Origin of the sequence: Flavobacterium sangjuense (assembly GCF_004797125.1) — a bacterium.
GTDB classification, from domain to species: Bacteria; Bacteroidota; Bacteroidia; order Flavobacteriales; family Flavobacteriaceae; genus Flavobacterium; species Flavobacterium sangjuense.
Genome location: NZ_CP038810.1, coordinates 1,416,076 through 1,429,469, shown reverse-complemented (window position 1 = coordinate 1,429,469; position 13,394 = coordinate 1,416,076). Strand labels below are relative to the sequence as shown.

The following is a 13,394-nucleotide window of genomic DNA, read 5'->3' as shown; positions in this document are numbered from 1 at the left end:
AAAAACCCTTTCTAATTTGAAAGGGTTTTTATTTATAATCCTGCAACAGCTTTTATCTCGTCAATAATTCTCAATGCCAATTTATCGGCTTCAGCCTGCGTTCCAGCTTCGGTATAAATTCTGATAATAGGTTCTGTATTCGATTTTCTTAAATGAACCCAATTTTCAGCGAAGTCAATTTTTACTCCGTCAATCGTATTGATTTCTTCGTTTTTATACTTCTCTGTCATCGCAACCAAAATCGCATCAACGTCAATTTGTGGTGTCAGTTCAATTTTGTTTTTGCTCATATAATATTGTGGATATGAAGCACGTAATTCGGCAACAGTCATATCGAGATTTGCCAAATGCGTTAAGAACAAAGCCACTCCAACCAAACTATCTCTTCCGTAATGCGATTCAGGATAAATGATTCCGCCGTTTCCTTCGCCACCAATAATAGCATTGGTTTTCTTCATCAGTTCAACCACATTCACTTCGCCAACAGCACTCGCCTGATAACTTCCGTTGTGTTTGTTTGTGATGTCTCTCAAAGCACGGGAAGATGACATATTTGAAACGGTATTTCCCGGAGTTTTGCTCAACACATAATCGGCGCAGGCAACCAAAGTATATTCTTCACCAAACATTTCGCCATCGTTTGAAATGAAAGCTAATCGGTCAACATCAGGGTCAACAACAATTCCGAAATCGGCTTTTTCGTCTACAACCAATTTACAGATGTCACCCAAATGCTCTTTCAAAGGTTCGGGATTATGTGGAAAATGTCCATTTGGTTCACAGTATAATTTCACGCACTCCACTCCCATTTGCTCCAATAATTTCGGGATAATAATGCCGCCCGAAGAATTCACACCATCAACAACAACCTTGAATTTTCTTTTGGCAACAGCTTCGGCATCTACCAACGGTAATTCCAAAACCTCATCAATATGAATATCCATATAAGCATCATTCACGGTAATTTCTCCCAAAGAATCCACATCCGAAAAATCAAAAGCTTCCGATTCTGCAATTTCTAAAATCAATTCACCTTCTTTTCCGCTTAAAAATTCGCCTTTGGCGTTCAATAATTTCAACGCATTCCATTGTTTCGGATTGTGCGAAGCAGTAAGGATAATTCCACCGTCAGCGGCTTCCATCGGAACGGCAATCTCTACAGTTGGTGTCGTTGATAATCCCAAATCGATAACATCAATACCTAATCCAAGTAAGGTATTCATAACCAAATTGTGAATCATCGGTCCCGAAATACGTGCGTCGCGGCCAATTACAACTTTCAGCTTATCTTTCTTAATAGTTTTTTTAAGAAAGGTTCCATAAGCCGAAGCAAACTTCACTGCGTCAACCGGAGTTAAATTATCACCCACTTTGCCACCAATGGTACCACGAATTCCCGATATAGATTTTATTAAAGTCATTTTGTATTTTGTTTAGGAGTACAAATATAAAAAAGTTACCAAGGTACTAAGGCACTAAGGCACTAAGTTTTTAAATGCTTGTGCTAAAAAGGTAAACTTTTTCTATATTTACAAAACAACACAGAGCAATTCTTAGTTCCTCAGAACCTTAGAAACTCAGCGCCTAAAAAACAAAAATGAACTTCCTAGCCCACATTTATCTTTCCGGTGACAACGATTTATTAAAAATCGGAAATTTTATGGCGGATAGCATTCGTGGACACAGTTATGATGTTTATCCAATGGAAATTCAAAAGGGAATTCTGCTGCACCGTTCGATAGATAGTTTTACCGATATGCATCCTATTTATAGGCAGAGCAAACACCGTTTACACGAAAAATACGGACATTATTCGGGTGTGATTATGGATATTTTCTATGATCATTTTTTGGCTAAAAATTGGAAAAAATATTGTGATGAAGATCTCGAAGATTACGCTGATACTTTTTACCATCTTCTAAAAGACAATTACGAAATCCTTACCGAAAGAATAAAAGGCATGATTCCCTATATGTTTGCCAGAAACTGGTTGGTGAGTTATTCGACAATTGCCGGTTTGGAAATGATAATGTTCCAAATGGATCACCGCACCAAAAACCGGGTGGACATGCACGAATCAATGGTGGAACTTCATAAATACTACACCGAATTTGAACAGGAATTCACTTTGTTTTTTGAAGAATTGCGTCAGCATTGTGCTGAAAAATTAAAAGAACTGAATAGTTAATATGAAACCGAAGGTTCACGAACACCAAAAAACAAATTTTAAAGGTGTGAGTAAAAAGATTTTTCTTTTATTTCTACTAATTTCCGTTACGGTTTATTCCCAACAAAAAGGACTCGTTGCCGAAAAAGCGATGGTCGTTTCGGCTCGGGAAGAAGCTTCCAAAATTGGCGTTGACATTATCAAAAAAGGCGGCAATGCGTTTGACGCTATGGTCGCTACACAATTGGCTTTGGCCGTGGCTTATCCTTATGCCGGAAACATTTCCGGTGGCGGATTTATGGTGTACCGAAAAGCAAATGGCGATGTCGGTTCGTTAGACTTTCGCGAAAAAGCACCACAGAAAGCCAGCAAAAACATGTACCAGGACAAAAACGGAAATGTTATTCCGCAGTTGAGTACCAATGGCGCTTTGTCTGTTGGAATTCCCGGAAGCGTTGCCGGTATTTTTGAAGTGCATAAAAAGTTTGGCAAATTACCTTTGGCTGCTTTATTCCAGCCTTCAATTGATTTGGCTGAAAAAGGAATCGTCGTCACCGAAAAAGAGAAAGCCAAACTCGATGAATATCGCGCAGTTATCGTAAAAATTAGTGGTGATAAAACCCTATACAATAAAACGTTTCAGGTTGGTGACACTATCAAATATTTGGCTTTAGCCAATACGCTGAAAGAAATCCTGAAAAACGGAAAAGACGAGTTTTACAAAGGAAATACAGCTAAAAAATTAGTGTCATTTCTAAAACAAAAAGGCGGCATTATCACTTTGAAAGACTTAGCCGATTATAAAGTCGTTTGGCGCAAGCCGATAATTTTTCGATACAAAGAACTGAATATTATTTCTATGGCGCCACCTTCAAGCGGAGGAATTACTTTGGCGCAGATTATGAAAATGATTGAACCTTATGATGTTTCGAAATTCGGATATAATTCACCACACTACATCCAGCTTTTGGTGGAAGCAGAACGCAGAGCTTATGCCGACAGAAACTATTTTCTTGGCGATCCCGATTTTGTCAAAATTCCACAAAAACAATTGCTGAATGACACCTATCTGAAAGACCGAATGAAAAGTTTTTCTTTTGACAAAGCGACTTCTTCTGCTGATGTAAGCCACGGAAATGTTTCCGTTTATGAAAGTATGGAAACCACACATTACTCTATTGTTGATTCCGAAGGAAATGCTGTTGCGGTTACAACAACCGTAAACGATGCTTATGGTTCCAAATTGTATTGTGACGAATTGGGGTTCTTTTTAAACGACCAGATGGATGATTTTTCATCAAAACCCGGCGTTCCAAATCTCTATGGTTTAGTTGGTGCTGAAGCCAACAGCATCGCACCAAAAAAGAGAATGCTGAGTTCGATGACGCCAACCATTGTTGAAAAAAATGGTCAACTATTGATGCTGTTGGGTTCACCTGGTGGTTCTACCATTATAACTTCGGTATTGCAGACGATTTTGAATGTATATGAATTTAAAATGACGATGCAGCAAGCCGTTGACGCTCCAAGATTTCACAACCAATGGCTGCCGGATGATATCATGGTGGAACCCAATAAATTCGATAAAACCACTTTGGAAAATCTCATGTCTAAAGGATACAACATCAATGAAAAATTTGCTCCTGTTTTAGGAAAAGTAGATGCCATTTTAGTCCAACCCGACCGGAAATTAGAAGGCGGAGCTGATTTTCGTGGCGATGATAAAGCAGCTGGATTTTAGCTTATTCCATCTTCCCTAAAAAAGAAACCGTTACGTTTTTTGAAGAAGTGCCAAAGACTTTGTTTTGTTCAAACAGATAAACCAACTGACTGACTTTAATGTTTTGGCTTACGCCCGATTTTACTCGCGTAATCGTATAATTTGTTTTCCAGCTCAACCCAGTTTCCGAATTATTTTGTTCTGCATCAGACACTTTAAAAACAATCGGTTCTGAGAACAATAATTTGTCAATAAGCGAATCCAATTTGATTGTATCATTGGTTTCCGAAGTAAAATCGATTACTTCAGGATTCTGGTTTTGAAAACTGTTTTTGATGTTTTTTACAACTTCTTTTTTCAAATCATCGGTAAGTGAAGCATCGGTCAGCATTTGAAAATAGGCAAACAAATCTTCTACTTTGCTTTTGCCGTTTTCACGATAATCTTCCAACATTTTAACCGCATATTTTTGGGAAAGACGGACTTGTGAAACAACTTCTGCTGTCTTTTTATCATTAGCAGATTGTGCCAGAACAGTATGCCCAAACATCAGTGTTGCAATAAATAAATAAATAGTCCTCATTTTATTCCTGTTTAATTCTAATAAACTGAATTCTGTCATCAGCATCATTTTTTACTTCAATAATTTTCATTCGTTTTACTGTTGCGGTTGGTACAATCAGTTTTTGGGAGAATTCATTTTTATCATAATATTCGGAACCCAAATTATTTTTCAGCATTACGATTACTTCCAAATCGTCAGCCAAAATTTTATTCAGTTGTTCTTTTCTCGTTTGCCAATCCTTGATATCCGAAATCATAAAAGCCTTAAGCATCATAGCATAATCATCGGGTGTCAGTGTAATCTTTGGTGGCGGCACAACAGAACCATTATTGGCAGCATTTAACGTTATGGTTCTAGGTCGGTAGAACGGACTTTTAATTACCAGTTTCGTTTCTTTATCTCCGGATGTTTTCACATTGACTTTCCCGTCTTTTACTTCCAAATTCCTTTCAACAGTATCCTCAACCTGAACCACTTTTACCTCATCTGATTTTATCTTTTCATTGGTGAATTCGTTGTTCAATTCAATCGTATTGGTTTTTGGCTTAGCCGATGAATAAAAGCCAAAATACCAGACTGCGATTGCTATAACCGGCAACAAAATCAGTAACCATGTTTTAGATAGCTTCTTTTTAGTTTTAGATATTGCTTCGTTTTCGGAAGAGGCTTCAAACACAAATTCATCCCAGCCTGAAAGTCCAACAAACTCTGTCAATATATTGAGCATGTCTTTTCTCGGAATCTTTTGATTTACCTCAGGTTTTAAATGAGTATAAATCCATTTCTCACTTATAGTCTGCCTGTTTATTTCTTCTATTAAACCGATAAGATTCTGAATATCCTGAGCACTAAACGTTTTCCAGCTTCCCTGAAAAAAGGGATAATGCTCCTGATATTTCAAAAGCACTAATTGTTTTAATCGCTGAAAATGTTCGAGTTCTGTCATTCTAAAATTCGATTCAAATGTAGTATACCACTTTTTTACAACACTGAAAAGTTACTGCAAAAGCACTGTAAATGTAACTAAAAAACTTTACAGCCACTTGAAAGCGGTTTTGCCACGACTACATTTCGGCTTGACCGTAACATTGCATCATTAATCATTAAAACATAAAAAAAATGAAGACAAAATTTATCACCGCAACTTGCCTTATGATGGCAGTAATTAATTTTACAAATGCTCAAATTTCCGGAAACGCTAATTATGACAAAAAAGAAGGCAACGCCAATTATGGGAACAATCAATACACCATAAATCGGGTAAACACTATTCAGACTACATCAAGCAGTCAGGACGAAATGGTAATTACGATTAAAGGTATCTTTAACGAAAGAGCCACAGCGCAAATTGCTACCTTTAGTATTCTTCAATTAGGAAAAACCGCTGAAGAAGCTACGAATTTAGTTGATGAACGCATTGGAAATGTTATCCGGGAATTAAATGGCCTGAACAAGGAAATCGAAGTCGCTACTGATATGATTTCTTTTGTACCAACCTACGATTATGCAGTAGAAAAGAAAATTTTCAATCCAAAAACCTATAATGAACAACCATCGGGTTTTGAATTGAAGAAGAATATTTTAATCAAATTCAAAAACAACAACGACTTTGACCGAATTGTATCAATTTGCGGAAAAAATGAAATTTATGATTTGGCAAAAGTAGATTATGTAACCACTAACTTTGACGGCATCCGATTTCAAATGCAGAAAAAAGCTATGGAGCAATTCAAGGATTATATGGCCAATTATTCGCTGATAATGAACACCGATTTGAATAAAAAAGAAAAAATAATTCAAGAAGGTTTTAATGTAAGCTATCCAATGGAAAGCTACAGAAGTTATCAGGCATTTTCACAGGCTGATGCTAGTTTTGATCCAAAAGGCATCGTTCATACCATCAAGAAAAACACCACCGAATATTACAATGCTGCTATGGTAAAAGATCATAATTTTGTTTTTAATCCTGATATTACCGAACCAACCATTCAGGCATTTTATGAAATTACAATTCGCATTAAACTTAAAGAAGATCAGCTTCCTAAAAACACTATCATCCGTAACAATCGTTATTATGTTATCACGGCAAATGGCGACATTAAATTATTGAATTTATAAACTGAGATGAAAAATTTTAAAATTTTAGTAGTAGTTGTTTTTATACCTATATGCTTAACAGCTTGTAAAAAGAAAACTTTACATACAAGTGAAATCATTAGGAAATACAATCTTACCTATTATCCTTATTGGGATTCAGAAAATACGCCGTTTAGAAAAAATGCAACATTGTATGCCAATAAAGAAACGGATAGCTGTCTTTTAGTCCTGAAAAATAAGGAAGACGATACCATATTATGCCATTTGGATAAAAGCATTGTTACTATCACAAAGCTGCAATATGAAAAAAACCATAATGATTGGGTCGTCCTTAAAAGGGATTACGGAAAAACAATCTATGATTTAGATTCTATTGGTGATTGGTATGGATCAATTAGTGGCAGTAATTCTAAGAATCTTCCAATGAATGAATATTACACTATTGACAGGAAAAAGAAAAAATTCAAAAGAATTAAACCAGTCAGTAAAAAAGAGTTACTAGACAAAATAGCCTCTCGTTTCAGTCATCTGAAAAAATGCACTATTGCCGCATTGGATAACACTAATACTTATGTTTTTAAGGATACCTTAAATGATAAGCAAGTGCTTTATCAACTGGAAACAAAGTACATTACGAAATATACAGAAGGAAAATATGTATTGCAACCCGAATTTGGAAAAGCATATTCCAATGGCATTTACAAAAACAAGGTTGCTATATACGAAAGTCCTATTTACAATTACTTTGGCGAGAAAGTACAATATGGCAAGCATCCTTGGCAAAATGAATTAAGATATCGTATGGTTAGTAAAAAATATTTCAGATTCAAAGCTCATGTGAAAAATCGTGACAATTCTCCCGGAAATGAAATCTTTAAAACACAAATCTTTGTAAAGGATTCAAAAAACAAAACAACTAAAATCATTAAGGATTTTCCAAAAGACAGCTTATTTGAAAATCACAATTTTGTCCTTGAAAATCAACGTAATGGTAAAGTTTATGTTGGAGTTGACGGGCCAGACCATAGTACTGAAATGTATTATGAATTGGACACCATTCACTGGAAATTAACCAAACTCAAAGAATAATAATCAGCATTAAAAATTACTTCCTAAAATGGACAATATTACATTTTTGCCCTTTTAGGAAGTAATAATATGTCTTATATTAGCTGATTCAAAGATTTGAATAAATGCCAACGAGTAAAGCTTCTTTTTTTAAAATTGTTTTCAGGAGTATTTTCAGAAGAATAGAAAACTTGATGCACCTTCTGAAAGACAGGCTGAGCGAGCGGAATTTTATCTACCTGGCGAGTGTTCTTGTGGCAATTACGTGTTCCATCGCCGTAATTATTCTTAAAAGTTTTGCACACAATATTTTCCTTTGGGCTAATGATATCAATGGGTTTTTAAAGCTTCCCTATATCAATAGTTTACTGCCAATTGCCGGAATTTTACTGACCGTTTTTGTAATTCGCAATTTCCTTGGTAACAGTTTGGAAAAAGGAAGTTCCAAAATACTTTATGCTGTAGCGAAAAAAGGCGGTATCGTTCCAAAAAAACAAATGTATGCCCAAATCGTAACAAGTTCCTTAACCGTTGGTCTTGGTGGTTCCGCCGGATTGGAAAGCCCGATTGTAATTACCGGTGCGGCATTTGGTTCCAACTTCGCGCAGAAATATCATTTGTCACAAAAGGATAGAATTTTACTCTTAGCCTGCGGTGTCGCAGCCGGAATCGGAGCTGCTTTTAATGCGCCCATTGCAGGAGTTTTATTTGCTATCGAAGTGGTGCTGACCGATGTTTCGATTTCAGCTTTTATTCCTATTATAATATCAGCAGCAACCGGTGCGCTGATGTCTAAAGTTACTTTGAGTCCGGATACCATTCTGAATTTTGAGCAGACATTAAAATTTGATTATCACAACACACCTTTTTATATTTTACTTGGAGTCTTAGCAGGCTTTGCATCTATTTATCATGCCCGAAACTTTCAACGAATTGAAAATTTTTTCGGGACTTTTAGGAACAAAGGCTATCGCAGAGCTTTATTTGGTGCTACTATTTTAGCGGTTTTGATTTTCTTTTTTCCAACGCTTTTTGGTGAAGGTTACGAAAGCATCAAAACATTAGCATCCAAAAACCCAAACATTTTATTAAACAACACCATGCTCGAACCGTTCAAAAGCAGCGAATGGATTCTATTGGCGTTTGTTGGCGTAACGATGTTGCTAAAAGCTTTTGCCACCGGATTAACTTTGGGTAGCGGTGGTAACGGAGGAAATTTTGCACCCTCGCTTTTTGTGGGTTCGTATCTTGGTTTTTTTGTGGCCAAAACAGTTAATCTTCTAAACTTCACACATCATTTGCCAATAGCTAATTTTACCATTGTGGGCATGGCGGGAATTCTGAGTGGCTTGTTTCATGCGCCTTTAACTGCCATTTTCCTTATAGGTGAAATTACCGGAGGTTATGATTTAATGGTGCCATTGATGATCGTTTCTTCTGTGAGTTACGCGGTTTCAAAGCAGTTTGAAAAACATTCTATGGATGTAAAAGCATTGGCTGACAAAGGTGATGTTTTTACCAGCGATAAAGACAAAAATATTTTGCAAAGCATCAATTTTTATAATTTGGTGCAACAGAATTACAGAACGCTCACGCTACAAGATTCGCCTGCTGAAGCGGTAACTATTTTTTCTTCCACCGACCAAAAAATAATTCCGGTTATTGATGAGAATAAAGTATTGATTGGCCTTATCGATTTTGATGAAGTCAAAGCTTTTATTTTTAATCCAAACCATGTAAAATTTATGAGCATGTCTGAAATTATCAGCCAGCCCAAAGAGTTAATTCTATTTGAAGACAAACCCGAAAAAATAATGACGTTGTTCGAAACATCCAAAGCGAACATTTTACCGGTCATTCACAAAGGAAAATATGTTGGTTTCTTATCCAAAATCGATGTCCTCGAAAACTATCGTCAGCGTTTAAAAGAAATGATTATTGATTAGTTTCTACATGCTTACTCCCTAGTAAAAGCATCATAAAGGCATGGATAATGCATGAGTAATGCATGAAACGTTATGTAAAATAGAATCCTGATAAAGTAATGCAGCCTATTTTACGACTAGGCCTAAAGTTCCAATTATCCTCTTATTTTTAACAATAACTTCTCAACTGACTAGTTAAAAATTCCTTCTAAAATAGTATCTTTGCGTTTTGCCAAATTGCTATGCTAGATACCGAAAATACGATTGAAGTTCTTGGTGCCCGAGTGCACAATCTGAAGAATATAGACATCACGATTCCCAGAGAAAAACTGGTGGTTATTACCGGGCTTTCAGGTTCGGGAAAATCGTCTTTAGCATTTGACACCATTTATGCTGAAGGACAACGTCGTTATATCGAAACATTCTCGGCTTATGCGCGTCAATTCCTTGGCGGATTAGAGCGTCCTGATGTAGATAAAATTGATGGGCTTTCTCCCGTAATTGCCATCGAACAAAAAACTACCAGTAAAAGTCCGCGTTCAACGGTTGGAACGATTACCGAAATTTATGATTTCCTGCGTTTGTTGTATGCTCGTGCCGGAGAAGCCTATAGTTATGTGACCGGAGAAAAAATGGTTTCCTACTCGGATGACCAAATCAAGGAATTGATTATCAAAAATTTTACAGGAAAACGCATCAATATTTTGGCACCAATTATTCGTGCCCGAAAAGGTCATTACGCCGAATTGTTCCAGCAGATTACCAAACAAGGTTTTGTAAAAGTGCGTGTCAATGGTGAAGTTCAGGATTTACTTCCCGGAATGAAACTCGATCGTTATAAAACCCATGATATCGAAATTGTCATCGACAGAATGGTGATTGAGAATACTGAAGAGAATGAAAAACGCCTGACCGAAAGCATCAAAACAGCGATGTATCATGGCGAAAATGTATTGATGATTTTGGATCAGGATACCAATGAAGTGCGTTATTTCAGTCGGAATTTAATGTGCCCGACTTCCGGAATATCTTATCAAAATCCAGAGCCGAATTTGTTTTCATTCAACTCACCAAAAGGTGCCTGCGAAGTATGTAAAGGTTTGGGAACCGTTCACGAAATAAATCTGAAAAAGATTATTCCAAATCCAAAACTATCTATCAAAAATGGCGGTTTTGCTCCGCTTGGCGAATATAAAAGTTCGTGGATGTTCAAGCAATTGGAAATCATTGGCGAAAAATTCGAATTCACTTTAACTGACCCAATAGAGAAAATTTCGGAAGAAGCTATGGAAGTTATTCTGCATGGCGGAAAGGAAAAATTCTCTGTAGAATCAAAGACTTTAGGCATCACCAAAGAATACAAAATTGAGTTTGAAGGAATATCGCATTTCATCAAAAATCAATACGACGAAAGTCAATCGACTTCTATAAAGCGTTGGGCAAAAGAATTTATGGACGAAGTAATTTGTCCGGAATGTGAAGGTTCGCGTCTGAAAAAAGAAGCGATGTATTTCCGAATTTACGAGAAAAATATTTTCGATTTATCGACTATGGATATCTCGGAATTATCGGCTTGGTTTGACGAATTAGACAAAAATCTATCTGAAAAACAAAAAATCATCGCGACGGAAATCGTCAAAGAAATCAAAGACCGTTTGCGCTTTTTGGTGAATGTCGGCCTGAATTATTTATCGATAAACCGTAGTTCCAAATCGCTTTCGGGTGGTGAAGCCCAGCGCATCCGATTGGCAACCCAAATTGGTTCGCAGTTGGTTGGTGTGCTTTATATTTTGGACGAACCAAGTATTGGTTTGCACCAAAGAGACAATGAAAAACTAATCCATTCGTTAGAACAATTACGCGATATTGGAAACTCTGTTTTGGTGGTGGAGCATGACAAAGACATGATTGAACGTGCTGATTATGTGATTGACATCGGCCCAAAAGCCGGAAAATTTGGAGGTGAAATCATCAGTAAAGGAACTCCAAAAGAACTTTTGAAAGAACACACCATGACGGCAATGTATCTGAATGGTGAAAAGAAAATTGAAGTTCCAAAAAAACGTCGCGAAGGCAATGGCAAATTCTTAAAATTGACTGGAGCAACCGGAAATAACCTTAAAAATGTTTCCATCGAATTACCTTTAGGAAAACTAATTTGCGTAACCGGAGTTTCAGGAAGTGGAAAATCAACATTGATTAATGAAACGCTCTATCCTATTTTGAATGCCTATTATTTCAATGGCGTCAAAAAACCGCAACCGTATAAAAAGATTGAAGGTTTAGAACATATCGACAAAGTAATCGACATTGATCAAAGTCCGATTGGTAGAACGCCACGTTCGAATCCGGCGACATATACCGATGTTTTTTCGGAAATCAGAAGCTTGTACACCATGACACCTGAAGCCATGATTCGTGGTTATAAAGCGGGAAGATTTAGCTTTAATGTTTCCGGCGGAAGATGCGAAACCTGCGAAGGTTCAGGCGTGAGAACGATTGAAATGAGTTTCCTTCCGGATGTTTATGTAGAATGCGAAACCTGTCAGGGCAAGCGTTTCAACAGAGAAACTTTGGAAATTCGATACAAAGGAAAATCAATTTCGGATGTGTTGAACATGACCGTTGATGAAGCAGTTCCGTTTTTTGAAAACATACCAAAAATCTATCGAAAAGTTAAAACAATTCAGGATGTTGGTTTAGGTTATATCACTTTGGGACAACAAAGCACAACGCTTTCCGGCGGTGAAGCGCAACGTATCAAACTGGCTACCGAATTATCCAAAAAAGATACTGGAAACACCTTCTACATTATGGATGAACCTACGACCGGTTTGCATTTTGAAGACATTCGCGTGCTAATGGATGTGATTAATAAATTGGTAAACAAAGGCAATTCGATTTTGATTATTGAACACAATATGGATGTAATCAAATTAGCGGATTACATTATCGATATTGGTCCTGAAGGCGGAAAAGCCGGCGGTGAAGTGGTTGCCAAAGGAACACCTGAAGAAATTATAAAGAATAAGAAAAGCTACACCGCGGAGTTTTTGAAAAAAGAATTACTTTAGCGCGTTTGCTTTTACATTAAAAAAACAGAATAAAATGAGAGAAGATTTTCTAAATGAAGATGATAAAATCCAGGAAAAATTAAAACAAAAAACCTGGAACGAAGTTAGAACCAACGATTCCTGGGCGATTTTTAAAATCATGTCCGAGTTTGTGAATGGATACGAAAGCATGGCCAGAATTGGGCCTTGTGTTTCTATTTTTGGTTCAGCACGAACAAAACCCGATAATAAATATTATTTGTTGGCCGAAAAAATTGCCTATAAAATCAGTAAAGCCGGTTATGGCGTTATCACAGGTGGTGGTCCCGGAATCATGGAAGCCGGAAACAAAGGCGCTCATAATGGCGAAGGAACATCAGTTGGTTTGAACATTGAACTGCCTTTTGAGCAACATTACAATCCGTATATTGATAAAGATAAAAACCTGAATTTTGACTATTTCTTTGTACGCAAGGTCATGTTTGTAAAATATTCGCAAGGTTTTGTTGTAATGCCTGGTGGTTTCGGAACTTTGGACGAATTATTTGAAGCGGTAACGCTTATCCAAACCAAAAAAATTGGAAAATTCCCAATCATATTGGTTGGTTCAGAATATTGGTCGGGATTGATAAACTGGATAAAAACGGTGATGATTGAAAAAGAACACAATGCTAATCCGGATGACATGAACCTGATTAAAATTGTGGATACTGAAGATGAAGTAGTTGAAGCTTTGGATAATTTCTACAAAAAATACAATCTGAGTCCAAATTTTTAAGCGTTCAGCATTTCGATTTCA

10 protein-coding genes are annotated in these 13,394 nt (G+C 36.8%); 7 read left to right on the top strand and 3 right to left on the bottom strand.

Annotated elements, in window-relative coordinates:
• Positions 1 to 32: 32 nt before the first annotated feature.
• Entirely contained in the window at positions 33 to 1,421 is a 1,389-nt protein-coding gene (glmM, locus tag GS03_RS06270; RefSeq protein ID WP_136151699.1) for a phosphoglucosamine mutase, read from the bottom strand.
• Between the two features lie 176 nt (positions 1,422 to 1,597).
• Here glmM and GS03_RS06265 point away from each other — a divergent pair, with 176 nt between their 5' ends.
• Both GS03_RS06265 and ggt read left to right on the top strand, forming a co-directional pair.
• Entirely contained in the window at positions 1,598 to 2,188 is a 591-nt protein-coding gene (locus GS03_RS06265; RefSeq protein ID WP_136151698.1) for an acyl carrier protein phosphodiesterase, read from the top strand.
• 1 nt (position 2,189) lies between these two features.
• On the top strand, positions 2,190 to 3,908 hold the full coding sequence (gene ggt, locus GS03_RS06260) for a gamma-glutamyltransferase (protein WP_136151697.1): 1,719 nt from the start codon (positions 2,190 to 2,192) through the stop codon (positions 3,906 to 3,908).
• A 1-nt stretch (position 3,909) separates the two neighbouring features.
• Here ggt and GS03_RS06255 read toward each other — a convergent pair whose 3' ends face one another.
• Entirely contained in the window at positions 3,910 to 4,470 is a 561-nt protein-coding gene (locus tag GS03_RS06255; protein ID WP_136151696.1) for a hypothetical protein, read from the bottom strand.
• A 1-nt stretch (position 4,471) separates the two neighbouring features.
• Positions 4,472 to 5,398: a hypothetical protein gene (locus GS03_RS06250; RefSeq protein WP_136151695.1), complete on the bottom strand. Its 927-nt coding sequence runs from the start codon at positions 5,396 to 5,398 to the stop codon at positions 4,472 to 4,474.
• Between the two features lie 173 nt (positions 5,399 to 5,571).
• Here GS03_RS06250 and GS03_RS06245 point away from each other — a divergent pair, with 173 nt between their 5' ends.
• From GS03_RS06245 to GS03_RS06225, 5 genes are all read left to right on the top strand, one after another.
• On the top strand, positions 5,572 to 6,570 hold the full coding sequence (locus GS03_RS06245; protein WP_136151694.1) for an SIMPL domain-containing protein: 999 nt from the start codon (positions 5,572 to 5,574) through the stop codon (positions 6,568 to 6,570).
• Positions 6,571 to 6,576: 6 nt separating this feature from the next.
• Positions 6,577 to 7,638 (top strand): hypothetical protein, encoded by a 1,062-nt coding sequence (locus GS03_RS06240; protein ID WP_136151693.1) that lies wholly within the window; start codon positions 6,577 to 6,579, stop codon positions 7,636 to 7,638.
• A 104-nt stretch (positions 7,639 to 7,742) separates the two neighbouring features.
• Complete coding sequence (locus tag GS03_RS06235; protein WP_136151692.1) at positions 7,743 to 9,563, top strand: chloride channel protein; 1,821 nt, start codon at positions 7,743 to 7,745, stop codon at positions 9,561 to 9,563.
• Positions 9,564 to 9,784: 221 nt separating this feature from the next.
• Complete coding sequence (uvrA, locus tag GS03_RS06230) at positions 9,785 to 12,616, top strand: excinuclease ABC subunit UvrA (RefSeq protein WP_136151691.1); 2,832 nt, start codon at positions 9,785 to 9,787, stop codon at positions 12,614 to 12,616.
• A 34-nt stretch (positions 12,617 to 12,650) separates the two neighbouring features.
• The gene (locus GS03_RS06225; protein WP_136151690.1) at positions 12,651 to 13,373 is read left to right on the top strand and encodes an LOG family protein; all 723 of its coding nucleotides are present in this window, start codon (positions 12,651 to 12,653) and stop codon (positions 13,371 to 13,373) included.
• The last annotated feature ends 21 nt before the right edge of the window (positions 13,374 to 13,394 follow it).